The sequence below is a fragment of the Winogradskyella sp. J14-2 genome (assembly GCF_001971725.1).
Taxonomy (GTDB): domain Bacteria; phylum Bacteroidota; class Bacteroidia; order Flavobacteriales; family Flavobacteriaceae; genus Winogradskyella.
In genome coordinates this window covers 1,572,223-1,597,807 of sequence record NZ_CP019388.1, presented here as the reverse complement: position 1 = coordinate 1,597,807, position 25,585 = coordinate 1,572,223, and the positions used below count along the sequence as shown (strand labels likewise).

Sequence of the window (25,585 nt, the reverse complement as noted above, 5' to 3'; positions counted from 1 at the left end):
TACTTTACTTATGAACAAAAAAATATTAATTACAGGTTCAGTTTTAGGAATCTTAGGAATTATTCTGGGAGCCTTTGCAGCACATGGTTTAGAAAAATTGGTTGACGTTAATGCTCTAAATACATTTGAAACAGGGGTGCGCTATCAAATATATCATGCCTTTTTTCTTTTAATGTTGGGCGGAACTTCTTTTGTAAATCTTAAGTTTAAAAAGGTTATTTTTTATCTTATATTAATTGGTATTTTATTCTTTTCTGGTTCAATTTATGGATTGGCAACCAACGTATTGTTTAGTTTTGATTTTAAGACTATTGCAATGATTACACCTGTAGGCGGATTACTATTAATTAGTGCGTGGGTCTTATTGTTAATCGGTATTATAAACAATGGACCCGATTAATGGCCTTAAGCAATGACTTTTTTAAAATAAAGTTATAATTTTGCGACTTAAACAACACAAAAATTATGGTAAACCATACACAATCGACGAAATCGATTTCGTTAGAAAATTATGGCATTAAAAACGCTAAGGTTCATTATCAGCTAGAACCATCAAAGCTTCAAGAAATTACTTTAGAAAAAGGCATGGGAAAAGAAACTGCCAACGGTACTTTGGCAATAAGTACTGGTAAATTCACTGGCCGTTCTCCCGAAGATCGTTTTTTAGTTAAAGATAATTACACCGAAGATCGCATTTGGTGGGGCAAGTCTAATAAACCGATCTCTTCAGAACACTTCGATTTTCTACAAAGCGAAATCGAAAACTACTTAAGTGGTAAAGAAATCTATGCAAGGGATGGCTATGTGTGCGCGGATCCAAATTATAAAATGAACGTTAGAACCATTACTGAATACCCTTGGTCTAATATGTTTGTTTACAACATGTTTTTGAGACCTTCTGAAGAAGAGTTGAAAGATTTTAAAGAAGAATGGTTAGTGCTTTGTGCACCTGGTTACGAATGTCCAAACCCAGAAGCTCATGGTTTAAGGCAAGGAAACTTCTCTATTCTCAATTTTACAAAGAAAATTGCTCTTGTTGGTGGTTCTGCGTACACTGGTGAAATGAAGAAAGGTATCTTTACAGCCTTGAATTTTATCTTACCTGTTGAAAAAAACGTACTGCCAATGCATTGCTCAGCTAATGTTGGTGAAAACGGTGAAACTGCTATTTTCTTTGGTCTTTCTGGTACAGGAAAAACAACGCTATCTACAGATCATAGTAGAAGGTTAATTGGAGATGATGAGCATGGATGGACAGCAGAAAATACCGTATTTAACTTTGAAGGTGGTTGTTATGCTAAGGCCATTAATCTCTCGGAAGAACAAGAGCCAGAAATTTTTGGTGCCATTAAACCAGGCGCCTTGTTAGAAAATATTATTATGGATGACCAAGGTAATGTTGACTTTGCAGATACATCTATTACACAAAATACAAGGGTCAGTTATCCAATTTATCACATAGACAATATACAACAGCCTTCTATAGGCAAAAACCCTAAAAATATTTTCTTTTTAACCGCAGATGCCTTTGGTGTATTACCTCCAATTTCTAAGCTAACGCCAGCACAAGCTGCTTATCACTTTATATCTGGTTACACGGCAAAAGTTGCTGGTACCGAAGCAGGTGTGGTTGAACCACAGCCGTCGTTCTCTGCTTGTTTTGGTGCTCCTTTTATGCCACTGCACCCAGCAGAATATGCAGATATGCTCAGCAAAAAAATGAAAGAAGCTGGTGTAAATGTTTGGTTGGTAAATACTGGTTGGACAGGCGGCCCTTACGGAGTGGGCACACGTATGAAACTAAAATATACAAGAGCCATGATTAATGCCGCATTAAATGGTGATTTGGGTCTTTACGATTATGATCATTACCACATTCATTCTGTATTTGGTGTAGCTCAACCGAGACAATGTCCTGGTGTCCCAACAGAAGTGTTAAGTCCAAGAACAACTTGGAACGATGATGAGGCTTATTATAAAATGGCGTTTAAACTCGCCAACTCATTTAGAAATAATTTTAAACAATTTGAGTCTTACGCTTCAGAAGAAATAAGAAGAGGTGGGCCACAACGTTATGCATTTTAAGATAAACATAGTATATAAATAAACAAAAAAGCGATTCTAAATTTAGAATCGCTTTTTTATATCAATGTTGTCTTGTTATTTTCCTTTGTTAACACTATCAATGTACTTCTGTAGTGCCATAGTCATAGATGGTGTTTCTGGTGTTGGGGCAGCAATATCTACGCGCAAGCCCTTTTCTTTTACAGCCTTTATGGTTGTGTTTCCAAATACTGCGATACGCGTATCGTTTTGCTTAAAGTCTGGGAAATTATGAAACAAAGATTCAATACCTGATGGACTAAAAAACACCAAAATATCATAGTATACATTAGCTAAATCAGATAAATCACTGATTACCGTTCTGTAAAACGTAGCTTGTTTCCAATTTACCTCTAGACTATCTAAAGTTTCAGGAATAATGGGTTTAACCTTATCTGTGGTAGGTAATAAAAATGATTCGTCCTTGTACTTTTTAATTAAAGGTGTTAAATCTTCAAAATTACGCTTACCTACATATATCTTTCGCTTTCTATAGACGACATACTTTTGTAAATAGTAGGCAACAGCCTCGGATTGACAGAAGTATTTCATGGTGTCGGGCACTTTAAAGCGCATTTCATCTGCTACTCTAAAGAAGTGATCTACAGAATTTCTACTGGTAAGAATAATTGCAGTAAACTTATTAAGATCTATTTTTTGCTGTCTAATTTCTTTTGCAGAAACACCCTCTACGTGTATAAAAGGTCTAAAGTCAACTTTAACCTTTTGCTTTTCTTGCAAGTCAAAGTATGGAGAATTTTCTATTTTAGGCTCTGGCTGCGATACTAAAATCGTCTTCACTTTCATATGTAAACCCCTTTATTTATACGTTATACTCGCTAATTACCTTATATAAAAGGATATAAGGTGCAATTTCGAGAGCGCAAAGATACAATAAAAAATAGAAAAAGTTGGGATTTATTATTTTTTGATGGTTTTTAAATGATGTCATAAATCCAATGAGATTTATTAATAAAATCGTACCAAAAGATGTAATTATCACAATTTTTGAATCTAAGCTTGTATACAATAACAATAAATTACTTAAAATGAGGATTAAACCAGAATAATTAAGAAAAGTAATCTTTTGAAACAGGTAGGCGTCTACAATATTGTCTATTTCAAAAAGACTAGCTATAAGACGCTCTAGAAGCGTTTTAATAATAACTACAGTTGCAAGTGCTAAAAGTAATTTTAAGAATGAAACCAACTCAAAGGTCAATGGAGAAACAAAGATAGAGTAGGCAAAAAATAAAAAAATACTACCCGAAAAGGTTAGATTAAGAAACAGTAGACCGTCAAAAGGATCTATAAATTTCTGGTCTTTACTATATATTTTTAAATACTTGGAGTTTCCTATAATGGATATAAAATCACTGAAACGTAATGCGTTAATATACTTAGCCGTTGTTAGAGCAAAAATCCCCAATATAGTCAGTATCGTAAACCACTCGTAAGTAACGTAATCCCTCATAATGCTAAATTATAAAGAAATTAAGGCAATACATAATTAAAATCTTAATAAAGCTATAACAGTTTTTAATGCGCTAAAAACTTTACATTTGTCAAAATTCTATCAGCAACACAAAAGCAAGTTTTTTTAAAAGTATTTACATGTCGGACGCACTTGTTATAATCCCAACATATAATGAGGTCGAAAATATAGAAACCATAATAAGAGCTGTATTTTCACAAGACAAATCATTTCATGTTTTAGTGGTCGACGATAACTCACCAGATGGCACTGCTAAAGAGGTTAAATCCCTTCAGAAAGCGTACGCTGTGCAATTACATCTTTTACAACGCAAACAAAAAGATGGTCTTGGTGCAGCCTATATTGCAGGTTTTAAATGGGCGTTAGAGCATGCTTATAACTACGTTTTTGAAATGGATGCCGATTTTTCTCATAATCCAGATGATTTAATAAAGTTGTACAATGCATGCGCAGTTCATAATGCCGATATAGCAGTTGGCTCAAGATATGTTAAGGGCATTACAGTAGTTAACTGGCCTCTATCTAGAATATTATTGTCTTACGGTGCATCACGTTATGTTAGATTAATTACAGGTATGCAGGTAAAAGATTCTACAGCAGGTTTTGTATGCTATAAGAAAAACGTATTAGAATCTATAAATCTTGACAAAGTGAAGTTTGTGGGCTATGCTTTTCAGATTGAAATGAAATTTAAAGCGCACAAAAAAGGTTTTAAAATTGTAGAAATTCCTGTTATTTTTAAAGATAGAATTAAAGGCAAATCAAAAATGAGCGGAAGCATAATTTTTGAAGCTATTTTTGGAGTTATTAGTTTGAAATTGAAAAGTTTAATTACAAAGTATTAAGAAGGATGAAACGACAAACCCTCATTAAAAATGCCAAAATTGTCAACGAAGGAAAAATAGTTGAAGGCGATATACACATTGAAGACGATTTTATTAAAGAAATAGATAGTTCTATTAGCGTAAAGTCTGCGGACATAACGGTGATTGATGCCGAAGGCAATTACGTTCTGCCAGGCATGATTGATGATCAAGTGCATTTTAGAGAGCCAGGACTAACACACAAAGCAAATATACAAACAGAGTCTAAGGCTGCATTAGCAGGTGGTATTACTTCGTTTATAGAAATGCCAAATACCAACCCTCAAACCACAACTGTAGAAAAGCTTGAAGAAAAATTTGCCATGGCTGCAGAGACCTCTTACGCTAACTATTCATTTATGTTTGGAGGTACCAATGATAATCTAGATGAGATATTAAAAGTAAATCCCAAAACCGTTGCAGGATTAAAATTGTTTCTAGGCTCATCTACCGGAAACATGTTAGTAGACAACCCAAAAGTGCTTGAGAAAATTTTTTCTAGTACCGATATGGTGATCTCAGTACATTGCGAAGATGAAGCCACAATACGCAAAAACTTAGCAAAATACAAAGCAGAATACGGTGACAATATCCCAATGGAATTACACCCAGTTATTAGAAGTGAGGAGGCATGCTATTTGTCATCTTCAAAAGCTATAGAACTAGCAAAAAAGACAGGTGCCAGATTGCACGTTTTTCATTTATCTACAGGAAAGGAAACTAACCTCTTTACCAATAAAATCCCTTTAAAAGATAAAAAAATTACATCAGAGGTTTGTATACACCACCTTTGGTTTTCGGACGAAGATTACGCTAAGAAGGGAAGTCATATCAAATGGAATCCTGCGGTAAAAACAGCGAATGACAGAGCGCAATTGCTAAAGGCATTACTAGACGACAGAATCGATGTCATAGCTACAGACCACGCGCCGCATACCCTCGAAGAGAAAAGTAATCCTTACACAAGCGCTCCTTCCGGAGGTCCATTAGTGCAACACGCCTTAGTTGCATTGCTAGAAATGCATCATCAGGGCAAAATTTCTATTGAAAAAATCGTTGAAAAAGCATGTCATAATCCTGCTATTCTTTTTGATGTAGAGAAACGCGGTTATATCAGAGAAGGTTATTATGCAGATTTAGTTATTGTAGATATTAATAACCCTTGGACGGTTAACAAAGGAAATATTTTATATAAATGTGGTTGGTCACCTTTTGAGGGTAATACCTTTAAGAGTAGAGTAACACACACCATTTTAAATGGCCAGTTGGTATACAACAATTTTAAGGTACTAAATGTTAAAGCTGCAAAGCGACTAACCTTTAATAGATGAAAAAGTATTTACTTGTAATAGTGTTATTGATCTTGGTGTTTTCTTGTGATAAGAAAAACAAACCACCAAAACCTAATAATCTTATTTCTAAAGAACAGATGGAAGATATTCTGTATGACTTATATGTAATCAATGCAGCTAAAGGGGTTAACAGAAAACTCTTAGAAGATAATGGTGTGGTGCCAGAGTCTTACATCTTAAACAAACATTTAATAGATAGTGTTCAGTTTGCAGAGAGCAATGCTTATTATGCTTTTGATCCGGATTTATATAAAGAAATGGTGGAGAAAGTAAAAGTTAGGCTAGAAAACAAAAAAACATCAATTGAAGCTCTAGAAGAGAAAGAGAGCAAAAAAGCTCAGAAAAGACGAGACTCTATTACTAAATTAAATGAAAAGAGACGAGATTCTATAAAAAAAGCTTTAAAAGCACAAGTAAGTAATTAATTTAAAGGCGCTTTAAATCTTTTTTATACAATTCGCAAATTTCGTTTATGGATTGGTCAATAGGTTTAAATAAAAAACCTAACGCATCTTTAATCTTGGTATTGTCATACTTTGTAATACTAACAGCAGATTTTGCAGTATGTTTTGAAAAACTTCTTCGAGAGCCCGTAATTTTGTGCCTTAACCAGTCTAAGCGCCAAGCGATGCTTAGAAGCCATGCTTTTGCCTCCTTTTTAGGCGGATTAACACTTAACTCATTAGCAACTTTAATTTGAAAATCTTTAAAACTGAGATTTTCAGAAACTAAAATAAAACGTTCATTTTTTATAGAACTTTTCATCAACGCTGCCATTGTATCAACTACATCAAAAACATCAACATACCCAACAACACCTTTTACATAATACACCATACCGCTATGTATTTTTCTAAATAAATTACCACTACTACCACCATTCCAGTAGCCAGCACCAAGTATAATTCCAGGGTTTACAATAATAGCATTAAGTCCTTCTTGCGTGCCTCTCCATACTTCGAGCTCTGCACCATATTTGGTAATGGCATAAACACTGTTGTCGTCTTCAGGATTCCAAGTGGTTTTTTCTGTAATGAGTTTTGAGGAATCTTCATGATGTCCAATAGCAGCAATAGAGCTTACGTAACATAGTTTGTCTACTGCATTGCTTATACAAAGGTTAACAATGTTGGCGGTACCTTCAATATTAATTTTGCGTAATTGATGGTACTTATCTGGTTCAAAAGAAACAAAAGCTGCACAATGATAAACATGTGTAATACCTTTAAAAGCCCTCTGAAGTTTTGGAATATCATTAAGGTCGGCTTCTACCCAGTCAATGGTGTTAAATAGCGTCTCTGCATCATCAGAAAAATAACTAAACACGTGAGCAACACGTTTTAAGGTTTTTTTACGCCTGTATATTGCACGTACCTTTTGTTGTCCATCAGAGACTAACCTGTAGAGTAAATGCGAACCTACTAATCCTGTTCCTCCTGTAACTAATATCATTTAAAATAGACTTAAATTTATTTGTGGTTACTGACTTGGTCGCTGAGCGAAGCCGAAGTAAAATTACGTTAAAATTGTCTTTTGTCTTTTAAAGTGGAAACATATCTTTGCCAACATCAAATGACACCACTATTATAATGAAAAATTTTGTCGAAGAATTAAAATGGAGAGGTATGTTACATCAAGACATGCCAGGAGTAGAAGAGCACTTGCTAGAAACTATGCGAAGTGCTTATGTGGGTTTTGACCCAACTGCAGATTCTTTACATATTGGTAATTTGGTGCCTATAATGTTGTTAGCCCATTACCAGCGTTGTGGTCATAAACCAGTAGCCTTGGTTGGTGGTGCCACAGGTATGATTGGTGATCCCTCAGGTAAATCTAGCGAACGTAATTTGTTAGATGAAAAAACACTCCGTCACAACCAAGAATCTATAAAAAAGCAACTGTCTCATTTTTTAGATTTTGAAAGCAATGATGCCAATGCAGCAGTTTTGGTAAACAACTATGATTGGATGAAAGATTTTTCATTCTTAGAGTTTATCAGAGATGTTGGTAAACATATTACGGTGAACTATATGATGGCTAAAGACTCGGTAAAGAGCAGAATATCTGGCGAATCTGCCAACGATGGCATGAGTTTTACCGAATTTACCTATCAGTTAGTACAGGGTTATGACTTTTTGCATTTATACAGAGAGAATGATTGTACCATTCAGATGGGAGGAAGTGACCAGTGGGGAAATATCACAACAGGTACGGAGCTTATACGTCGTATTGGTAACGGCAAAGGCTTTGCCATTACATGTCCATTGATTACAAAGAGCGATGGCTCAAAATTCGGTAAGTCTGAAGGAGGAAACGTTTGGCTAGATGCTAAAAGAACGTCACCTTATAAGTTTTACCAATATTGGTTAAACTCTAGTGATGAAGATGCCGAAAAATATATCAAGATTTTCACGTTTTTAACAAAAGAAGACATTAAAGCAGTTGTAGAAACTCATAGTGAAGCACCACATTTAAGAACATTGCAAAAGAAGTTAGCCGAAGAAATAACCACAATGGTACACTCTAAAGAAGAGTATGAGAACGCGGCAAAAGCTTCAAATATTTTATTCAGTAAGACGTTTAAAGAAGATATTAAGACTTTAGATGAGGCTACATTTTTAGATGTTTTTGAAGGAGTACCACAAGCCTATATCTCAAAAGCCGAATTTAATGAAGGGTTAGATATGATTGGTGCCCTAGCCGCAAAAACCAGTTTCTTAAAATCTAATGGCGAAGCCAGAAGAGCCTTAAAAGAAAATGCAATTTCAGTAAATAAAGAAAAAGTAAAAGAAGATTATCTGTTAACTTCTGAAGACTTAATCAACGATACTTATATTATTCTTAATAAAGGGAAGAAGAATACCTACATTATAAAGGTTGACCAATAAAAAGTGCCCAAAATCTCTTTTGGGCACATCTAACCAATCAATCAACTATTGAAAATCTTTCTTTTCGATAGCACTTATTCAGTCGTAATAGATTAATAAACCTTACAAGGCCATTAAATTGCAACCTCTAATATCAGAGTTGTCGAATCTGCCTATGATTTCAAATTGTCCATTTTCAGAGGTTTTACCTAAATCTTGAGAGGCAATAAATGAACAGGAATTAATGTTGGCTAAGTCAATAATATTAAGGCCGCCTGTTTTATTTGGTGGTAATATGGTTAAAGCATCCTCTGTATCTCTAATAATGATTTTCATCCAAGGAGGGCAATCAAAAATCCCATTTCCTTTAGAATAGGCTTGACTCAAAAGTTCTGTCATGCCATATTCACTATGTATATGGTTAACACCGAACCCTCCTTTAAGTCTATCGTGAAGTTCTTGTCGTATGATTTCTTTTCGTCTACCTTTCATACCTCCAGTTTCCATTACTATGGTATGTTTTAAATTAAATTGAAACTGTTCAACGACATCTAATAGCGCAAAAGAAACACCAATTAAAAGTGTTTTTTGTCCATTAGCTTCAAGTTGTTTTAAGGTTTCAGAAAGGTCCTGAAGATTGTTGAGATAGAAGCCACTTTCAGGATGTTTAGATTTTTGTATTAAATCGTTAACCATGTAAATTAATGAGGAACCTTCTCGCTCTAAATAAGAAGGTAGTAAAGCCAAAATAACATAGTCTTTAACATTGCCATAAAAATGCTGAAAACCTTTTAAATAGCTTTCTTCATAAATATTGAGGTCAGTTACTAAATGTTTACTAGTTACACTTCCTGTTGTACCAGAGCTGGTAAAAATTTTTTCAACTTTATTTTGAGAGCTTAAAACCTCATGTGTTTTAAAGAATTGAATAGGTAAAAAAGGAATATCTCTAAGATGTTTTACATCGGATGGATGCCTGTAAAGTAAATCGCAAAATGAGCGATAGACACTATTGTTCTCAAACTGAAATCTAAAGGCATTAAGAGCTAGTGCCTCAAACTCAGCATGGGTTTTTATATTAAAAATAGCATCTTTAGAAATCATTTTGCAAAAGTATTGAAAATAAAAAAGCGTAGCTAAATGTTAGCTACGCTTTCTTTATGATTAAAAATAATGATTATCTAATAACTAATTTTTTAGTCGTAGAGGCATTATTTTGAGTAATCTTTAAAATATATAAACCAGTGTTTAAATCAGAAACGTTAAGCGTGTTATTAGTTAATGTTTCATTTTTAACTTGCTTACCAAGAACATCAAACACTTGCACAGATATAGCATCATTATTAGATGACGAAATTGTTACATTACCTGTACTTGTTGGGTTAGGATAAATACTAAAAGTTGTTCTAGAAACATTTGCTGTAGAAAGCGTAACGTCGTTTTCATTGCCAGGAGAGAACAATGCACCTCCGTTGCCTGAAATGGTTGAGTGGTCTACAAACATACCTGTAAAATCAGGGCTACGTCCAACGGACTGATCTGTTGCACCAGTATAGGTGTAAGAGACAACAACAACACCTGCACCATTTCTAATAATAACATCATCACCTCCGTTGTTAAGGCCTAAACCTCCTTCAGAAGCAACTTGCACCAATCCAGAAATACCTGTTGGTGTACCACCACCAAATACTGTTATAAAACTGTTGCTAGGTATAATAGTTCCGCCTGGGAAAGTGTGTCTCAAACCAAAACCGTCCTCAATAGTAAATCCGGATATATCTAAACTACTACCGCCTACGTTATATAATTCTACAAATTCATCTTCAGAACCATCTCTAGTGCCATCGCCATTAGCATCACCTGTAAGGTCGCCAGCAGGATCAGCAAGTATTTCGTTTATAACCAAATCAGCAGTAACAGGGTCGCACTGAGCGGCAGGTACTATTCCTGATAGGGTAGTACCGTTACAATCACCTCCATTTAGAGTTACACTCCAATTGTCACCTTCGGTCAAACCAGAAATTGTAATTGTACCGTCTGCAGTTAATGCCGGATCATCACCACCAAGTGTGCCACCAGTAACAATAACACTTGCTATAGTATTGTCAGATCCTGTATAAGGAATGTTAACAGTAACGTTGTCATTATTATCTCCAACAGTGTTGGTAATACAGGTGTAGTTTTCTGTGCCTAGGGTAACATCACAAACAGCACAATCAGAAATAGGTCTAACACCTAATGCAGGACAAACACCAAAAGCAGCTAAGCTGACGTTAGAAAGATCCCAAGAAGAAAAGCTTCCGTCACTATCTAAATATTGGATACCAATGAAAATGCCAGTTCCCGAAACACCAGATAAATCTGCGCTGTAAGAACCAGAAGCACTAACCGTTAAAGCAGAAGTCCAAGTTGCTCCATCTGGGCAATTTGCACTATAGTCAGTTGTATATTGAACGTTTAAATCTGTACCATCAAAACCTTCAGTAGCATCAAAAAGTAATTCTAAGTCTGTAACGCCTGTCATATCTAAGGGGCCAAATATTAACCAAGTGTTAGATTCTTCCATACATCCGCCACCACAGAAACCATTCATAGAATATGTTCCTCCTGCTTCTGTCCACTCATCATTGTCAGAATTTGATGCAACAGTTACCAATTCAAATAATTCTATACCAGTACTAATATCGTAACATGTGCTTGGCGTTGGGTCACATTCAGCAGCTGGTACAGTGCCAGAAGTAGTTGTACCATCGCAATCGCCACCATTTAAAGTCACGCTCCAAGCATCTCCTTCAGTTACACCAGAAATAGTAATTGTACCATCGGCAGTTAAAGCTGGGTCATCACCACCAAGAGTTCCACCTGTTACTGAAACCGAAACTATTGTATTGTTAGAGCCGGTGTAAGGGATTTCTACAATAACACCATCGTTATTGTCTCCAATAGTGCTGCTCTGGCAGTTGTATGATTCGGCACCAAAAACAACACCACAAGGTGATCCTGAATAACTAAATGTGCCGATAGGGAAAGGGGAAGTACACGTAGCGTTTGTAGTTCCACCTTCGAGTTGGTTTGTGCCACTGTAAGTCCAGTTAGATGAAGTAAAGGTAGAACCTTCTGGGCCAGTGCTGTCCAATCTGTAGGCCCATCCATCTGTATGTTCCCACTCAGGACATGGAGAACCACCAGCGTTTGGGTCGCAGTCAATAGTTCCAAAAACATCAATTACAACGGGAGTTGTATCGACATTTGAAAAAAGTTCTACAGCGTCATCACCATTAATACCCATAGCACCTGCAGTATAGTTTGGAGCAAAACCAAAGAAGTTGGCAAATTCAACTGCTTCTGTAGCTACATAAATAAAAGAGCCAGATGTAACAGCATCTGCAGGAAATGTAAACTCTACTCCATCAGTTCCACCACCATTGTTTGCGCTTCCTATACCATAAGTACTTAAATCTGCAATATCATTAATTACATATATTTCAACACCTTTAGGCGTTCCTCCAGATAATGGACCATCAAACGCACCTGTGATTACTAAGTCTTGACCAAAAGCAAAAACACCTAATAAACTAAATAATAAAAAGTAAATTTTTTTCATAATTGATTTTTAAATAATTAGACTTCAAATATACTAACAAATACCGAGTTTTAGTGGATGTTTTTATAAACAACCTGCTTTTTTACAATAAGTTAACATCCATATTTCACTAATTGTTTTCTAATCATTATGTTAAATTTCAATGTTAGAGAATTGTTATCAATTTCCATATAATGTCTACTTAAGAAGATATATTTTATCTTTACGCTAGCTTAAAATTATCTTAACAGTGAAAAAAAAGGACATTAAGATTCTACTGGTTGATGATGAACCAGATATCTTAGAAATTGTTGGTTATAATTTATCTTCAGAAGGATATCAGGTTATAACTGGAGAAAATGGTGTTGAAGCTATTGAAAAAGCAAAAAAACACAAACCTCATTTAATTATACTAGATGTAATGATGCCAGAAATGGACGGTATTGAAGCCTGTGAGCGCATACGTCAAGACTCAAAACTCAATAATACCATTATTACGTTTTTAACTGCAAGAGGTGAAGATTATTCTCAAGTTGCTGGTTTTGATGCAGGTGCAGACGACTATATTACAAAACCGATAAAGCCAAAAGTACTTGTAAGTAAAGTAAAAGCCCTGCTAAGACGACTAAAAGATACCGATAACCCAAATGACTCTGTTAAAATTGGTGATTTGGTAATTAATAGAGAGGAATATAAGATTACCAAAAAGGGTGAAGAAATTATTCTACCAAGAAAAGAGTTTGAATTATTATCTTTGCTGGCAACTAAGCCTGGTAAAGTTTTTAAACGCGAAGAAATTTTAGACAAAGTTTGGGGAAATGAAGTTGTTGTTGGTGGTAGAACCATCGATGTACACATAAGAAAGCTTCGCGAAAAGATAGGAGACAAATCTTTTAAAACCGTAAAAGGCGTTGGTTACAAGTTTGTAGACTAATGCATAAAAAAAATCTAAAAAAAACATATAAGTTTGCTATAAGAACATCGTTATATGTTACGCTTTTTGCAACACTCCTTGTGAGTGTTTTTTTATACTACTACCATACATTTAACTGGCAGGTTATTCTTTTTCCGGTAATTTGTTTCCCGCTATGTTTTGCTATTATTCAATATAGAGTAGAACATTTTATCTACAGACGGGTAAAAAAAATATACGACGATCTCACGCTTTTAGAATCCACAAGCCTAAGACAACAACCTATAACAACAGATATGGGCACGCTAACCAAGGAGATTGATAAGTATGCAAGAGACAAAAAAATTGAAATAGAAACTTTAAAGGTTAGAGAGGAGTATAGAAAAGAATTTATTGGCAATGTATCTCACGAGCTTAAAACCCCTTTGTTTACTGTTCAAGGTTATATAGACACGTTGTTAGATGGTGGTATAGAAGACGAAAAAATAAGAAAAAAATATTTACAAAGGGCTAGTAAAGGAGTTGAGCGTTTAACCTACATTATCAAAGACTTGGATATGATTACAAAACTCGAAGTGGGTGATCTGAGCCTAAACAAAGAGAAATTTGATATTGTAAAACTCGTTCAGAATGTATTTGAACTTTTTGAAATGAAAGCCGCAAAAAAAGATATTACGCTCACCTTTGATATGGATTACCCAAACCCAATTTATGTTTATGCAGATATAGAGCGAATTCAGCAGGTACTGACCAATCTTATAGTAAATTCTATAAAATACGGGAGAAAAAAAGGAACCACGGAGGTAAGTATAGAAAACCTTATAAAAAATAAAGCCATAATAAGAGTAACCGATAATGGTGAGGGAATAAAGAAAGAAAATCTACCACGTTTGTTTGAAAGGTTTTACAGAGTTGATAAAAGTGGTTCTCGAAAAGAAGGTGGCTCTGGCCTGGGACTATCTATTGTTAAACACATTATAGAAGCTCACGAAGAAAAGATGTATGTAGAGAGCGAATTGGGAGTGGGTAGTGAGTTTTCCTTTACGCTAGAAAAGACCGAATAGCTTTTTGTAATTAAGGTCGTACTGTAAATATTTAAAGCCGTGATAATTTTCTATTTCATTAAGCATTTCCGTTTTAAAGTCCCTCTGTTTGCAGGTAGGCGCAACTTGTTCTTCTTCAAACCTTTTAGCTAAATATTCTTGCTCAAATTGACCAGGAGTTGGTATAAAAAAGGCTTTTTTTTCGAGCTTTGCATAGTCCATAATAGAGGTATAACCAGATCGGCTTAAAACCAACTCACTCTCATTAAGAGCTTTTTCAAGTTCTTGGCTTGCCATAAAATTGTAGGTTGTAATATGGTTAATTTGTGTCTTGCGTTGTTCCTTTTCAATAAGACCTTTTACAAAACAGATTTTACCATTAAAATGTTGAAGTTCGTCAAAAAGTTTTACTTCTAAAAATGAGCGTTGAGGTTCTGGGCCCGATAAAACCACAAGAAGGTCGTATTTTTTTTCTAGATCTTGTTTTTCAAATCTACTCAAAGGACCTAAATACTTTATAGAGGATTCATAGCCTTCAATATGGCCCAAGGCACCACTTAAATTATTTGTTCCTGTATGGTCTGGTACCCAACACTCATCAAATTTAGAGATGATGTTTTGATGGAGTTTAGAGCTTAACCAAGTTGTGCTTCCGCTGAGCACACGCAGCTGGTGTGTAATAAAAACAGAGGGAATACTTTTATCCCTAACACCAAATCTGTTATCTGAAATAATACCAGAAATATTTTCAGACTCCACAATACTTTCAGTAATCTTTTTCTCTCTCTTTATTGTTTTGAGCAGACTAGGGGAGTCTTTAATGAGCTTTAGCTTAAAACTATTGGCCTTTTTAGAATAGGTGATATTGTAAGAAGGAAGCTCAAGAGTTTGAAGTTGCGGATACTCTTTTTGCAATAACCTTAAAGCCTCACCGTCACTAGCAATAACTGGTTCAAATTTATTTGCTATTAAAGCATTTATAATAGGAATGCTTCTGGTTGCATGTCCTAAACCCCAATTTAATGGAGCTACTAAAATCCTTTTCATTAAAAGCAAAGATAAACCTTAAAATGTTTCCTTAATTTTACCAAATTATTAATAAGCAGTAAAACGTGGGAAGTAAAAATAAACTTAAAAGATTTAGAGAAAACGAAACCTTTGATAATGTGTTTCAACCAACCAGAGACGAACTTACAGGTGGTAATTTCAGCTTAAAAGGTAAATGGAGAGAAAAGGTATTTAAAAACAAAAATCCTTTAGTATTAGAACTAGGTTGCGGCAAAGGCGAATACACTGTTGGTTTAGCACAACGTTACCCAAACAAAAATTTTATTGGCATAGATATAAAAGGAGCTCGATTTTGGAGAGGAGCAAAAACTGCAATAGAAGAGGGTATAAACAATGCTGCTTTTTTTAGAACACAAATAGAGTTAATAGAATTTGCTTTTGGTGAAAATGAAGTGGATGAGATATGGATTACATTTCCAGATCCACAGATTAAGTACAAAAGAACAAAGCATAGACTAACCAATATTCAATTTTTAGAGCGGTACAAAAAGGTTCTTAAACCAAATGGATTAATGCATCTTAAAACCGACAGTGAATTTATGCATGGCTATACACTCGGTCTATTACATGGCTTAGGTTGTGAAGTGTTATATGCCAACCACAATGTTTACAAATTAGAGGGCAGCCCAGATGAGGTAACACAGATTCAGACCTTTTACGAGAATCAGTATTTAGAAAAAGACAAAGCAATTACGTATATTAGATTCAAAATCAACTAAAACTTGAGTATTACAGTTGTTTTCTTCCTCGGACTTTTTGTAGCGCTTATTGGTGTTATTCCACCAGGTTTGCTTAATATGACAGCCGCAAGGATAAGTCTTAAAGAAGGTCCCGGACGTGGTATTACGTTTTCTTCAGGAGTGTGCTTAGTTGTTTTTATTCAAACCTATATAGCAGCCATTTTTGCACGGTATTTATCCAACAGGCCAGATATTGTTGAGATTCTTCAGCGCGTCGCTTTTGTGATTTTTGTGCTTATTACGATTTATTTTTTGGTTATTGCAAGAAATCAAAAAGAAACAAAAGTTGAAGCAGATACTCGAAGCAAAAGAAGTCGTTTTTTTCATGGTATGCTTCTATCTGCCCTTAATGTTTTCCCAATTCCGTATCAAGCTTATATGACCATAACTTTGGCTTCTTTCGGTTGGATGAACTTTGAGAAAACCAGCATTGTAACCTACGTTACAGGTGCTGCTATGGGTACGTTTGTAATGCTTTACTTCTATATTTTCTTTTTCGACAAGATAAAAGATAAAAAATTCACGTCTCAAAAAAGTATGAACTACAGTATTGGGATCATAACAGGAATCGTAGCTTTAGTCACCTTTATAAATATTCTTAAAGAGTTGTAATGAAACATGAAACACTCGGTTTTTTTGAAAAAGTGTATAATGTAGTTAGGTGTATTCCATACGGAAGAGTCTCCAGCTATGGTGCAATTGCAAAATATTTAGGAGCCACCAAAAGCGCACGTATCGTTGGTTATGCTATGAATAATTCTGGTGGAAAAGATGTGCCAGCGCACCGAGTAGTTAACAGAAAAGGATTGCTAACAGGAAAGCACCATTTTGAAGGAACAAATCTTATGCAGCAACTTTTAGAGAATGAAGGGGTTGAGGTTGTAGAAAATCAAATACAAAATTTTGATACATTATTTTGGGATCCTTCAAAAGAGTTGGGAGAATTATAAAACCCAATCCATCCATTCTTCAATTCAATTTAAGGACTTCAAAATCTAAACTTTTAGCAGTATCTTTGCATTTAGATTAAATCTAGATAAAAACGTGAAACTTAATAAGAAAGATATATTAGAAGCCCTAAAAACCATCACTGCTCCTGGTGAAGGAGAAAATATGGTAGATAGTGGCGCGGTGACAAACGTTGTAACATTTGCAGATGAGGTTATCGTAGATGTAACTATTAAAAATCCGAGCCTTCAGGCGAAGAAAAAAACTGAGGTTGAAATTTTGCAAACCATCCATAAAGAGGTTTATGAAAAGGCAAAAATAAAAGTAAATATCAAGGTAGATGCACCTGCTAAACCAACAAAAAACGAAATTAAAGGAAAACCAATTCCTGGAATACAAAATATTGTCGCTGTAGCCTCTGGTAAAGGTGGTGTTGGTAAATCTACGGTAACAGCTAACTTGGCAGTAACATTAGCTAAAATGGGCTTTAAGGTTGGAGTGTTAGATGCAGATATCTATGGACCTTCAATTCCAATAATGTTCGATGTGGCAAACGAAAGGCCACTGTCTGTCAACGTAGACGGTAAATCTAAGATGAAACCTGTAGAGAGTTACGGAGTTAAAGTGCTTTCTATAGGCTTTTTTACAAAACCGGATCAGGCAGTGATATGGCGAGGGCCAATGGCGTCAAAAGCATTAAACCAAATGATATTTGATGCAGCCTGGGGCGAATTAGATTTTCTCTTGCTCGATTTGCCACCAGGAACAGGAGACATTCACCTTAGTATTATGCAGGCACTTCCTATAACAGGTGCAGTTGTTGTAAGTACACCTCAAAATGTAGCTTTAGCAGATGCTAAAAAAGGTGTAGCAATGTTTCAGCAAGACAGTATCAATGTACCTGTGTTAGGTATCATTGAAAATATGGCGTATTTTACACCAGCCGAATTACCAGAGAATAAATATTATATTTTTGGGCAAGAAGGAGCTAAGAATTTAGCCGAAGATTTAGACGTTCCGTTTTTGGGGGAAGTACCAATTGTACAAACCATAAGAGAAGCAGGAGATGTAGGTAGGCCTGCCGCTTTACAGACTGCAACACCAGTAGAAAAAGCGTTTGAAGATATAACTAAAAATGTAGTGCAACAAGTTGTTGATAGAAACGAAAATTTACCAGCAACCGAGGCAATAAAAATTACAACAATGGCAGGATGTTCTGCAGTAAAGAAAAAGTAGATGAGCCCAGAAGAACTTAAATTAAATGTAGAAAAGGCGTTAGACGAAATCCGTCCGTTTTTACAAAGCGATGGAGGTGATATTAACCTTTTATCCATAGATGACGGCAAATTAGTTAAAGTACAATTAGTTGGTGCATGTACATCTTGTAGCGTAAATCAAATGACTTTAAAGTCTGGCGTGGAGATGACAATTAAAAAGTACGCACCACAAATAGAACGCGTCATTAATGTAGAATAACTAGTGTGACATTTGTCACTTTCTAAGTCATACCACATTATTAAATTTGTCTCCAATTCTAAATAACATGATTACAACAGACATACTCATTATAGGTGCTGGCCCTACTGGGCTATTTACTGTTTTTGAAGCAGGATTATTGAAGTTAAAATGTCACCTTATCGATGCACTTCCACAACCAGGAGGACAATGTTCAGAGATTTACCCCAAAAAACCCATTTACGATATTCCGGCTTATCCAGAGATATTAGCAGGCGATTTAACCGATAAATTAATGGAACAGTGTAAGCAGTTTGAGCCTGGTTTTACTCTAGGAGAACGTGCTGATACCATTGAGAAGCAAGAAGATGGGTCGTTTATTGTAACTACAAACAAAGGAACTAAGCATAAAGCACCAGTGGTTGCCATTGCAGGCGGTTTAGGTAGTTTTGAGCCTAGAAAGCCGCTGATAGATACCATTGCCAACTACGAAGACAAAGGTGTGGAGTACATGATTAAAGAGCCAGAAATGTACCGTAACAAGCGTGTGGTCATAGCTGGAGGTGGAGATTCTGCATTAGATTGGAGTATTTTTCTGGCTGATGTTGCTTCCGAAGTTACATTAATTCATAGACGAAATGAATTTAGAGGTCATTTAGATTCTGTTGAAAAAGTCCAAGAATTAAAGTCTGAGGGTAAAATTAATTTAATCACACCAGCGGAAGTTATTGGATTAGAAGGTGATGGAAAAATAGAAAGTGTTACCATTAAGCAAGAAGCCAAAGTTTTTAAGAAGGAATGTGATCATTTTATACCATTATTTGGCTTGTCTCCAAAATTAGGGCCAATTGCAAATTGGGGATTAGAGATTGAAAAAAATGCTATAAAGGTTAATAATGCTTTGGATTATCAGACTAATATTCCAGGGATCTTTGCTATTGGAGATGTTAATACTTATCCAGGAAAATTAAAACTAATTCTTTGTGGTTTCCATGAGGCAACTTTGATGTGTCAGGCAGCTTATCAGATTATTAACCCAGGAAAACGTTATGTGTTAAAATATACAACAGTTGCTGGCGTTGATGGTTTTGATGGTACACGTAAAGAAGCACCAAAAGCCGTTGTAAAGGCTATTGAGTAGTTAGTAAATAGTAGAAAGTAATTAGTAAATGGCCGTTCAAAAATTTGAAGATTTATTAGTTTGGCAAAAGTCTCAGGCTTTAGCTGTTACTATTTATAAGGTTTTCAAAGATAATAATGACTTTTCTTTTAGAGATCAAATAAAAAGAGCGTCAGTTTCAATTTCTAATAACATTGCAGAAGGTTTTGATAGGAACTCAAATGCAGACTTTTCAAGATTTTTATATATAGCTTTGTCATCGAATAGTGAAGTAAGGTCAATGTTATATTTATCTATTAGTTTAAATTTTTTAAGTCAAGATGAATCAAGAGAATTAATAGAAATGAACAACGAGATTTCTAAAATGTTACATGGTTTAATCAAATCTATCAAAAACTAACTACTATTTCCTAACAACTAATTACTATGGACATAAATATAACAATCATTGATCGCGATGGTGTAACACATCAAATCGAAGCACCAACAGATATGGCAATGAATCTTATGGAAGTAGTACGTTCTTACGAACTAGCTCCTGAAGGTACCATTGGTGTTTGTGGTGGCATGGCCATGTGTGCATCTTGCCAATGCTATGTCTTAAGTGATACCGAATTACCAGAAATGCAGGATGATGAAGAGGCTATGCTTTCCGAAGCTTTTTATGTAAAAGACAATTCTCGATTAGGTTGCCAGATACCAATTACGCCAGAGCTAGAAGGTTTGGAAGTAGAGCTGGCACCAGAAAGCTAAAATTCCTGCGGAAGCAGGAATCTCTTATTTAACTACACAAACTACTGTATATAGTAACTAACACTTCATAGGTTTTCTAAAACATGTGAGAGTTTTTTATTTCCAAGAGTTGTTATTAAGCATCTGATTTATTTTGAAGCAATTTATTCCGTCTTATAGTCAATCAAAGGAGTAGGTCCTTCTAACAAAAAACGATCAATTTTTAATGTACCATCTTCGGTAGTGACGATTTGCCATTTAATGAGAGAAATTTTTCCGTTTTCAATCTCAAGACCAGTAATACTTCTTGGATGTACACAGCTACCATCGTTAAAAAAAGCAATATCACCTGGCTCTGGGAAACGCGGTCTATGTGTATGACCAGCAATGGTTACCAAGTTGTTGTTTTCTAAAATCCACTTTTTAGTTCTGCGTTCTACTTTTATGAGCTCTTTGTAGTTTTTAGCAGGACTTGTAGGGTCTGCTATTCCCATAACATTTAAGGGTTTCCAAAGAATACGAACCATAAACCGGCTCCATTTCCAGAATAGGTAATTCCACCAATCCGCTTGGTGGCCATGGCAGAGAAACAATTCTTGTCCTGTTTCAGAATGTTTTAAAACAATACCTTCATGATATTGTATATTACAAAACAGGTCAACATCTTCTCCCACTTTAGGATCAAAATAGGTAGATAAATATTTCTCTACATATTTAGGGTCGCGATATACCATATCGTGATTTCCCCAAATCATGTGCAATCTATCCTCTTCATGAAATTGCTTCATGAGCAAGTAGACATTCTTGTGTGCATTTAATATAGATTCAAACGACAAATTTTCCCATAGTTCGTCACCATCACCTAGTTCGCAATAACTAAAACCTTCGGTATAATAATGTTTCAGTGCATGAAAATATATGTTCCTGTTATTAGCGAAATCGTCTGCAAAGCTGTTATCACCACGATGGCAATCACTAAATAAAATGAATTTTGAAGCGTCATCAAAACCAATGCGATGAGCATTTTTGTAAGCACGATCTAATCTCGATTTTGATGACATCAGTATAGTTTACTAAATAACTAAAATAGGAAAACTTATTGGATTTTTTCGATGGCCAAAGGAAGTAGTCTTTCTACAAATCTTGTATAAGCAAGTTCTGATGGATGCAAGTCATCCGAAGCTACCAAATCAGGATTGTTTAATCCTTCGCGAGTGATATCGGTTATATTTACAAAAGTAATATTGTTTTCATTGCAATAGTTTTCTGCAAATGCATTGTACATGTCAATTTCTGTTGAAGTTAAGGACGGATCGCCACTAAACTGCCCAAATGGTGTGTAGGCATAATCTGGAATTGACACTATAATCACTTTAGTTTTATCTCCTTGTACTTTACTCATTGCCATCTGTACTAATTGCGGAAATTCTGATTCGTAAAGCGAGAAGGGTGCGCCTTGGTATTGGTTGTTTACGCCTATCAATAAGGTAACTAAGTCATAGTTGTTTGATGGGTTTTCGGAAACAATATTACTAATTAGATCGCTTGTGGTCCATCCTGTTTGGGCTATTATGTTTAACTCAAAAGTAACGCCATCGTTGTTATTTACTAGGCTATCCTTTAATTGCTTTGGGAAACTACAGCTCTCACAGACACTTTGGCCTATGGTGTAGCTGTCACCCAAACTTAGAATTCTTTTTGAGTTATCAATAGGGTCTTGTAAATCATCAGTATTATAATCTTCGGACGCACTGCACGAATAAAAGAAACATAATAGCGTACTAAATAATAATTTGTAAAAGATAATTTTCATCTTAAATAAAAATATAATGTATTACTAATTAGTTTCCTAAAAGTCTATGCTAAATTAAAAGCCTTGAGATATCAAGGCTTTTAATTTATTATTTAAAGGCATTTAAACCTGTAATATCTAAGCCTGTAATTAGTAAGTGGATGTCGTGCGTACCCTCATAGGTTATTACACTTTCTAAGTTCATAGAATGACGCATTATGCTGTACTCACCAGTAATTCCCATTCCTCCAAGCATTTGTCTTGCTTCTCGAGCAATGTTTATAGCCATTTCCACATTGTTACGTTTCGCCATAGAAATTTGTGCAGAAGTAGCCTTGTCTTCGTTACGCAATACACCTAATCGCCATGTTAACAATTGTGCTTTGGTAATTTCGGTAATCATTTCGGCTAACTTCTTTTGTTGTAACTGAAACTGGCCAATAGGCTTACCAAATTGAATACGCTCTTTGCTATATCTCAAAGCCGTATCGTAACAGTCCATAGCTGCACCAATCGCTCCCCAAGCAATACCATAACGTGCAGAATCTAAGCAGCCAAGTGGTGCACCTAAACCAGATTTGTTTGGTAATAAATTTTCTTTAGGAACTTTAACGTTATCAAAAATTAGCTCACCTGTAGCAGAAGCTCTAAGCGACCATTTGTTATGCGTTTCAGGTGTAGAGAATCCTTCCATACCACGCTCAACAATTAAGCCGTGAATACGTCCTTCTTCATTTTTTGCCCAAACTACAGCTACTTGGCAGAAAGGAGCGTTAGAAATCCACATTTTAGCACCATTTAAAAGGTAGTGATCTCCCATATCTTTATAATTGGTCGTCATGCCACCTGGATTACTTCCATGATCTGGTTCAGTTAAACCGAAAGAACCCATCCATTCACCAGAAGCTAATTTTGGCAAATATTTTTGACGTTGTTCTTCTGTACCATATTTCCAGATAGGATACATTACTAAAGACGACTGTACGGATGCCGTACTGCGTACTCCGGAATCTCCACGTTCTATTTCTTGCATAATTAAACCGTAAGAAATCTGGTCTAATCCTGCGCCACCGTATTCTTCAGGAATGTATGGTCCAAAAGCACCAATTTCTGCTAACCCACCAATAATAGATTTTGGAAATTCTGCTTTTTGAGCAGCCTCTTCTATTATTGGAGAAACATCTCGTTTTACCCATTCTCTGGCTGCATCACGAACCAATTTGTGTTCTTCAGTGAGTAATTCGTCTAAGTTATAATAGTCAGGAGCTTCAAATAAATCTGGTTTCATTCTGATTATGATATTTATAACTTCTAATTTTGAAGATTTATCAAAATAGGAGCTGTTATTTTATTAGTTTCACAAAAGTAACGAAATCGATTTCATTGCCCAACAGAAGTGTTACATTTTCAAATAAAAATCTTTTGTTAGATTGATGTAATCCTTAGTGTAGTTGTGACGTTCAGTTTCAATAATTAAGTCTGAAGCTTCAACGTCTTTTTCAGCATAGCTAAATTCAATTAAGCTGCGTTTTACATCGGCATCTGGATTGCCTCGAACGTAAAGAATTCGATTGGGAAAAAGGCCAATTGTATTGGCTAAAGCTATAAAATCCTTTTCCTCTTTTCTGGGAATAACTATTGAAAACAAACCATCTTCGGCTAGTAAATGTTCTACAGCATAGATAATATGTTTAAAAGGCATAGCATCGTTAAAACGCGCCAAGTTTCTGGATTTATTTTCGGTTTTATAATCTTCGGAATAAAAAGGTGGATTACAAATAATTAAATCGAAAGCATCTTCAACCTCTTCAACAAACTCTAAAAGCGAAGCATGGTAACAAAACAAGCGATCGTTCCAAGGTGAATTCTCGAAGTTTTCAGAGCACTGTTCATAAGCATCGTCATCAATTTCTATTGCTTCAATTTGCTCTGCATAACTTCTTTGAGCCATCATAAGACTTAGAATTCCTGTGCCAGAGCCAATGTCTAAAATGTGAAAAGGATTATGTTTTACAGAAGTCCAGGAACCTAGTAAAACACCATCTGTACCAATTTTCATGGCACAACGATCTTGGTTGACTGAGAATTGTTTGAATTTAAAAGGCTTTTCCATGAGAGAGAAAGTCCTTCCCTTTGGGAAGGATTTAGGATGGGCTTGTGTAAAGTTCTATTAATCCTTCGGGAGTTTCAACCTCTATGATTTTGTTTGGTTTATCTACTTTAACGATAAACTCATCATTCATAGGTATTAAAATTTCAATACCATTTCTGTCAATTTCAAAAAGCGCTTGTGCTGTAGTATCATTAATAGCTTTTATAATTCCAACAGTGCCAAAATTGCTGTCTGTGATAGTAAAACCTATAACTTCGTGGTAGTAAAACTTATCTCCTTCTAATTTAGGAAGCAAGTCTAGAGGTAAATACAATTCGGCCTTTATTAAGGCATCTGCATCAGCTTCATTATCTACATCTTCAAACTTTAATCTAAGTAAATCAGATTTGTGTAATTGCGAAGATTCGATAAAAAACGGTACAAGATTACCTCTAAGATCTATAAAAACCGCATCAATATTTTCATAAAGGTCTGGTTCGTCCGTGTCTAGCTTAGCGAGTAGTTCTCCTTTATAACTGTATTTTTTTACAATTTTCCCTAAGTAAAAACAATCTTCTTTTTTCATAACAAATTACTGATTTATCAATCTGAATTTATTTCAGGGTCTTTAATCGTTCTGGTTTTAGATACTGAAACAAATTCGGCATTATACAAAAGAAAGTTTTTTGCATAAAAAACCCTGACAATAAATGTCAGGGTTTAAAAGTATAAAAATAAATTTTTTACTCTTCTTCGTTAGAAGCCGTTGTCTCTTCAGCAACTTCTTCTTCAACTACTGGTGCATTTGCAGCAATACGAGCTTCGTTAACTGCTTTTTCTGCTTCAAGTGCTTTAGCTTTAGCATCGGCATCTGCTTTAGATAAGCCATCTGCTTTAGCTTGTACTTTAGCTGCCTTTTCTTCTAACCAAGCGTTAAATTTAGCTTCTGCTTGCTCTTCGGTTAAAGCACCTTTTTTAACACCACCTGCTAAATGCTTCTTTAATAAAGCTCCTTTGTAAGATAATATTGCTTTAGCAGTATCTGTTGGTTGTGCACCGTTTTCTAACCACTTTACAGCACCATCTACATCAAGGTCTATTGTTGCAGGATTTGTGTTTGGATTGTAAGCACCTAATTTTTCTAAGTACTTACCATCTCTTTTAGCGCGAGAGTCCGCGGCTACGATCCAGTAATAAGGTTTTCCTTTTTTACCGTGTCTTTGTAATCTAATTTTTACAGGCATAATGATTAATTAGTGAGGTTCGCGACCTCTGTTATTAATAAGGGCGCAAAGATAATACAATTTTTTAATTTTCAAGCCTTTTGGTCATTTTAACTAAAAGATTATCACTTTAAACAAAAGTGCTGAAGAAGAGTAAGTCTAGTATAAAAAAATATTATACTTTTGAGATTCTTGT

General features: G+C 35.3%; 28 protein-coding genes. 16 read left to right on the top strand and 12 right to left on the bottom strand.

Annotated elements, in window-relative coordinates; all coding sequences use genetic code 11:
- The first annotated feature begins 10 nt into the window (after positions 1 to 10).
- Together BWZ20_RS07380 and pckA are read left to right on the top strand one after the other, a co-directional pair.
- Entirely contained in the window at positions 11 to 400 is a 390-nt protein-coding gene (locus tag BWZ20_RS07380; protein WP_076618373.1) for a DUF423 domain-containing protein, read from the top strand.
- 65 nt (positions 401 to 465) lie between these two features.
- The gene (gene pckA / locus BWZ20_RS07375; RefSeq protein ID WP_076618370.1) at positions 466 to 2,085 is read left to right on the top strand and encodes a phosphoenolpyruvate carboxykinase (ATP); all 1,620 of its coding nucleotides are present in this window, start codon (positions 466 to 468) and stop codon (positions 2,083 to 2,085) included.
- A 75-nt stretch (positions 2,086 to 2,160) separates the two neighbouring features.
- On the opposite strand, the gene BWZ20_RS07370 is transcribed toward pckA, so the two are convergent.
- Both BWZ20_RS07370 and BWZ20_RS07365 read right to left on the bottom strand, forming a co-directional pair.
- Positions 2,161 to 2,910 (bottom strand): uroporphyrinogen-III synthase, encoded by a 750-nt coding sequence (locus BWZ20_RS07370; RefSeq protein ID WP_076618367.1) that lies wholly within the window; start codon positions 2,908 to 2,910, stop codon positions 2,161 to 2,163.
- 16 nt (positions 2,911 to 2,926) lie between these two features.
- Complete coding sequence (locus BWZ20_RS07365; protein ID WP_076618365.1) at positions 2,927 to 3,577, bottom strand: DUF4271 domain-containing protein; 651 nt, start codon at positions 3,575 to 3,577, stop codon at positions 2,927 to 2,929.
- A gap of 140 nt (positions 3,578 to 3,717) precedes the next feature.
- Between BWZ20_RS07365 and BWZ20_RS07360 the strand changes: the two genes are divergently transcribed.
- Genes BWZ20_RS07360 through BWZ20_RS07350 form a run of 3 tightly spaced genes read left to right on the top strand, consistent with a single transcriptional unit; the run spans position 3,718 to position 6,238 of the window.
- Entirely contained in the window at positions 3,718 to 4,443 is a 726-nt protein-coding gene (locus BWZ20_RS07360) for a polyprenol monophosphomannose synthase (RefSeq protein ID WP_076618362.1), read from the top strand.
- Positions 4,444 to 4,448: 5 nt separating this feature from the next.
- Positions 4,449 to 5,792 carry a dihydroorotase gene (locus tag BWZ20_RS07355; RefSeq protein ID WP_076618359.1) on the top strand — a complete coding sequence of 448 codons (1,344 nt, stop codon included), beginning with the start codon at positions 4,449 to 4,451 and terminating at the stop codon, positions 5,790 to 5,792.
- Entirely contained in the window at positions 5,789 to 6,238 is a 450-nt protein-coding gene (locus tag BWZ20_RS07350; RefSeq protein WP_076618357.1) for a DUF4296 domain-containing protein, read from the top strand. Before BWZ20_RS07355 ends, BWZ20_RS07350 begins: the two co-directional genes overlap by 4 nt.
- 1 nt (position 6,239) lies before the next feature.
- Here BWZ20_RS07350 and BWZ20_RS07345 read toward each other — a convergent pair whose 3' ends face one another.
- Complete coding sequence (locus BWZ20_RS07345) at positions 6,240 to 7,265, bottom strand: NAD-dependent epimerase/dehydratase family protein (protein ID WP_076618354.1); 1,026 nt, start codon at positions 7,263 to 7,265, stop codon at positions 6,240 to 6,242.
- Positions 7,266 to 7,402: 137 nt separating this feature from the next.
- Here BWZ20_RS07345 and tyrS point away from each other — a divergent pair, with 137 nt between their 5' ends.
- The gene (gene tyrS / locus BWZ20_RS07340) at positions 7,403 to 8,701 is read left to right on the top strand and encodes a tyrosine--tRNA ligase (protein ID WP_076618352.1); all 1,299 of its coding nucleotides are present in this window, start codon (positions 7,403 to 7,405) and stop codon (positions 8,699 to 8,701) included.
- A 102-nt stretch (positions 8,702 to 8,803) separates the two neighbouring features.
- Here the strand turns inward: tyrS and BWZ20_RS07335 are convergent, their stop codons facing one another.
- The gene (locus tag BWZ20_RS07335; protein ID WP_076618350.1) at positions 8,804 to 9,784 is read right to left on the bottom strand and encodes an acyl transferase; all 981 of its coding nucleotides are present in this window, start codon (positions 9,782 to 9,784) and stop codon (positions 8,804 to 8,806) included.
- Between the two features lie 73 nt (positions 9,785 to 9,857).
- Positions 9,858 to 12,284, bottom strand: a complete 2,427-nt coding sequence (locus BWZ20_RS07330) for a lamin tail domain-containing protein (RefSeq protein ID WP_076618347.1) — start codon at positions 12,282 to 12,284, stop codon at positions 9,858 to 9,860.
- Positions 12,285 to 12,513: 229 nt separating this feature from the next.
- On the opposite strand from BWZ20_RS07330, the gene BWZ20_RS07325 reads away from it, so the two are divergent.
- Both BWZ20_RS07325 and BWZ20_RS07320 read left to right on the top strand, forming a co-directional pair.
- Positions 12,514 to 13,197, top strand: coding sequence for a response regulator transcription factor (locus tag BWZ20_RS07325; protein WP_076618344.1), 684 nt, complete (start codon positions 12,514 to 12,516; stop codon positions 13,195 to 13,197).
- Positions 13,197 to 14,240, top strand: a complete 1,044-nt coding sequence (locus tag BWZ20_RS07320) for a sensor histidine kinase (protein WP_076618341.1) — start codon at positions 13,197 to 13,199, stop codon at positions 14,238 to 14,240. Before BWZ20_RS07325 ends, BWZ20_RS07320 begins: the two co-directional genes overlap by 1 nt.
- On the opposite strand, the gene BWZ20_RS07315 is transcribed toward BWZ20_RS07320, so the two are convergent.
- Positions 14,223 to 15,266, bottom strand: a complete 1,044-nt coding sequence (locus BWZ20_RS07315) for a glycosyltransferase (RefSeq protein WP_076618338.1) — start codon at positions 15,264 to 15,266, stop codon at positions 14,223 to 14,225. The genes BWZ20_RS07320 and BWZ20_RS07315 overlap by 18 nt on opposite strands.
- Before the next feature lie 65 nt (positions 15,267 to 15,331).
- Between BWZ20_RS07315 and trmB the strand changes: the two genes are divergently transcribed.
- From trmB to BWZ20_RS07275, 8 genes are all read left to right on the top strand, one after another.
- The gene (gene trmB, locus BWZ20_RS07310) at positions 15,332 to 16,006 is read left to right on the top strand and encodes a tRNA (guanosine(46)-N7)-methyltransferase TrmB (protein WP_076618336.1); all 675 of its coding nucleotides are present in this window, start codon (positions 15,332 to 15,334) and stop codon (positions 16,004 to 16,006) included.
- A 3-nt stretch (positions 16,007 to 16,009) separates the two neighbouring features.
- Positions 16,010 to 16,639 (top strand): LysE family transporter, encoded by a 630-nt coding sequence (locus BWZ20_RS07305; protein WP_076618333.1) that lies wholly within the window; start codon positions 16,010 to 16,012, stop codon positions 16,637 to 16,639.
- Positions 16,639 to 16,977 carry an MGMT family protein gene (locus tag BWZ20_RS07300; RefSeq protein WP_076618331.1) on the top strand — a complete coding sequence of 113 codons (339 nt, stop codon included), beginning with the start codon at positions 16,639 to 16,641 and terminating at the stop codon, positions 16,975 to 16,977. Before BWZ20_RS07305 ends, BWZ20_RS07300 begins: the two co-directional genes overlap by 1 nt.
- A 94-nt stretch (positions 16,978 to 17,071) precedes the next feature.
- Positions 17,072 to 18,211, top strand: a complete 1,140-nt coding sequence (locus tag BWZ20_RS07295) for an Mrp/NBP35 family ATP-binding protein (RefSeq protein ID WP_076618328.1) — start codon at positions 17,072 to 17,074, stop codon at positions 18,209 to 18,211.
- Positions 18,212 to 18,451: a NifU family protein gene (locus BWZ20_RS07290; protein ID WP_076618326.1), complete on the top strand. Its 240-nt coding sequence runs from the start codon at positions 18,212 to 18,214 to the stop codon at positions 18,449 to 18,451. It begins immediately after the preceding gene.
- A gap of 67 nt (positions 18,452 to 18,518) precedes the next feature.
- Positions 18,519 to 19,571 (top strand): NAD(P)/FAD-dependent oxidoreductase, encoded by a 1,053-nt coding sequence (locus BWZ20_RS07285; protein WP_076618324.1) that lies wholly within the window; start codon positions 18,519 to 18,521, stop codon positions 19,569 to 19,571.
- Positions 19,572 to 19,599: 28 nt separating this feature from the next.
- The gene (locus BWZ20_RS07280; protein ID WP_076618321.1) at positions 19,600 to 19,950 is read left to right on the top strand and encodes a four helix bundle protein; all 351 of its coding nucleotides are present in this window, start codon (positions 19,600 to 19,602) and stop codon (positions 19,948 to 19,950) included.
- Positions 19,951 to 19,976: 26 nt separating this feature from the next.
- Positions 19,977 to 20,303 carry a 2Fe-2S iron-sulfur cluster-binding protein gene (locus BWZ20_RS07275; RefSeq protein WP_076618318.1) on the top strand — a complete coding sequence of 109 codons (327 nt, stop codon included), beginning with the start codon at positions 19,977 to 19,979 and terminating at the stop codon, positions 20,301 to 20,303.
- Between the two features lie 143 nt (positions 20,304 to 20,446).
- Here the strand turns inward: BWZ20_RS07275 and BWZ20_RS07270 are convergent, their stop codons facing one another.
- The 6 genes from BWZ20_RS07270 to BWZ20_RS07245 form a co-directional block, all read right to left on the bottom strand.
- Entirely contained in the window at positions 20,447 to 21,343 is an 897-nt protein-coding gene (locus BWZ20_RS07270; protein WP_076618315.1) for a metallophosphoesterase, read from the bottom strand.
- Positions 21,344 to 21,378: 35 nt separating this feature from the next.
- Positions 21,379 to 22,095 carry an SGNH/GDSL hydrolase family protein gene (locus BWZ20_RS07265; RefSeq protein WP_076618313.1) on the bottom strand — a complete coding sequence of 239 codons (717 nt, stop codon included), beginning with the start codon at positions 22,093 to 22,095 and terminating at the stop codon, positions 21,379 to 21,381.
- Positions 22,096 to 22,183: 88 nt separating this feature from the next.
- Positions 22,184 to 23,362: an acyl-CoA dehydrogenase family protein gene (locus BWZ20_RS07260; RefSeq protein WP_076618310.1), complete on the bottom strand. Its 1,179-nt coding sequence runs from the start codon at positions 23,360 to 23,362 to the stop codon at positions 22,184 to 22,186.
- A gap of 111 nt (positions 23,363 to 23,473) precedes the next feature.
- A complete protein-coding gene (locus BWZ20_RS07255) occupies positions 23,474 to 24,187 on the bottom strand; it encodes a tRNA1(Val) (adenine(37)-N6)-methyltransferase (protein WP_076618306.1) in 714 nt (237 codons plus the stop codon).
- A 31-nt stretch (positions 24,188 to 24,218) separates the two neighbouring features.
- Entirely contained in the window at positions 24,219 to 24,752 is a 534-nt protein-coding gene (rimM, locus tag BWZ20_RS07250; protein WP_076618303.1) for a ribosome maturation factor RimM, read from the bottom strand.
- A gap of 157 nt (positions 24,753 to 24,909) precedes the next feature.
- Complete coding sequence (locus BWZ20_RS07245) at positions 24,910 to 25,410, bottom strand: 30S ribosomal protein S16 (RefSeq protein WP_076618300.1); 501 nt, start codon at positions 25,408 to 25,410, stop codon at positions 24,910 to 24,912.
- Positions 25,411 to 25,585: the final 175 nt, after the last annotated feature.

What these genes read in the sequence shown, in the direction of transcription:
- BWZ20_RS07260 (WP_076618310.1), bottom strand. Translation starts at nt 23,362, where the DNA reads ATGAAACCAGATTTATTTGAAGCTCCTGACTATTATAACTTAGACGAA.
- BWZ20_RS07320 (WP_076618341.1), top strand. Translation starts at nt 13,197, where the DNA reads ATGCATAAAAAAAATCTAAAAAAAACATATAAGTTTGCTATAAGAACA.
- BWZ20_RS07380 (WP_076618373.1), top strand. Translation starts at nt 11, where the DNA reads ATGAACAAAAAAATATTAATTACAGGTTCAGTTTTAGGAATCTTAGGA.
- BWZ20_RS07285 (WP_076618324.1), top strand. Translation starts at nt 18,519, where the DNA reads ATGATTACAACAGACATACTCATTATAGGTGCTGGCCCTACTGGGCTA.
- BWZ20_RS07345 (WP_076618354.1), bottom strand. Translation starts at nt 7,265, where the DNA reads ATGATATTAGTTACAGGAGGAACAGGATTAGTAGGTTCGCATTTACTC.
- BWZ20_RS07370 (WP_076618367.1), bottom strand. Translation starts at nt 2,910, where the DNA reads ATGAAAGTGAAGACGATTTTAGTATCGCAGCCAGAGCCTAAAATAGAA.
- BWZ20_RS07350 (WP_076618357.1), top strand. Translation starts at nt 5,789, where the DNA reads ATGAAAAAGTATTTACTTGTAATAGTGTTATTGATCTTGGTGTTTTCT.
- BWZ20_RS07365 (WP_076618365.1), bottom strand. Translation starts at nt 3,577, where the DNA reads ATGAGGGATTACGTTACTTACGAGTGGTTTACGATACTGACTATATTG.
- BWZ20_RS07360 (WP_076618362.1), top strand. Translation starts at nt 3,718, where the DNA reads ATGTCGGACGCACTTGTTATAATCCCAACATATAATGAGGTCGAAAAT.
- tyrS (WP_076618352.1), top strand. Translation starts at nt 7,403, where the DNA reads ATGAAAAATTTTGTCGAAGAATTAAAATGGAGAGGTATGTTACATCAA.
- pckA (WP_076618370.1), top strand. Translation starts at nt 466, where the DNA reads ATGGTAAACCATACACAATCGACGAAATCGATTTCGTTAGAAAATTAT.
- BWZ20_RS07280 (WP_076618321.1), top strand. Translation starts at nt 19,600, where the DNA reads ATGGCCGTTCAAAAATTTGAAGATTTATTAGTTTGGCAAAAGTCTCAG.
- BWZ20_RS07300 (WP_076618331.1), top strand. Translation starts at nt 16,639, where the DNA reads ATGAAACATGAAACACTCGGTTTTTTTGAAAAAGTGTATAATGTAGTT.
- BWZ20_RS07245 (WP_076618300.1), bottom strand. Translation starts at nt 25,410, where the DNA reads ATGCCTGTAAAAATTAGATTACAAAGACACGGTAAAAAAGGAAAACCT.
- BWZ20_RS07255 (WP_076618306.1), bottom strand. Translation starts at nt 24,187, where the DNA reads ATGGAAAAGCCTTTTAAATTCAAACAATTCTCAGTCAACCAAGATCGT.
- BWZ20_RS07275 (WP_076618318.1), top strand. Translation starts at nt 19,977, where the DNA reads ATGGACATAAATATAACAATCATTGATCGCGATGGTGTAACACATCAA.
- BWZ20_RS07270 (WP_076618315.1), bottom strand. Translation starts at nt 21,343, where the DNA reads ATGTCATCAAAATCGAGATTAGATCGTGCTTACAAAAATGCTCATCGC.
- BWZ20_RS07265 (WP_076618313.1), bottom strand. Translation starts at nt 22,095, where the DNA reads ATGAAAATTATCTTTTACAAATTATTATTTAGTACGCTATTATGTTTC.
- BWZ20_RS07290 (WP_076618326.1), top strand. Translation starts at nt 18,212, where the DNA reads ATGAGCCCAGAAGAACTTAAATTAAATGTAGAAAAGGCGTTAGACGAA.
- BWZ20_RS07335 (WP_076618350.1), bottom strand. Translation starts at nt 9,784, where the DNA reads ATGATTTCTAAAGATGCTATTTTTAATATAAAAACCCATGCTGAGTTT.
- rimM (WP_076618303.1), bottom strand. Translation starts at nt 24,752, where the DNA reads ATGAAAAAAGAAGATTGTTTTTACTTAGGGAAAATTGTAAAAAAATAC.
- BWZ20_RS07315 (WP_076618338.1), bottom strand. Translation starts at nt 15,266, where the DNA reads ATGAAAAGGATTTTAGTAGCTCCATTAAATTGGGGTTTAGGACATGCA.
- BWZ20_RS07355 (WP_076618359.1), top strand. Translation starts at nt 4,449, where the DNA reads ATGAAACGACAAACCCTCATTAAAAATGCCAAAATTGTCAACGAAGGA.
- BWZ20_RS07330 (WP_076618347.1), bottom strand. Translation starts at nt 12,284, where the DNA reads ATGAAAAAAATTTACTTTTTATTATTTAGTTTATTAGGTGTTTTTGCT.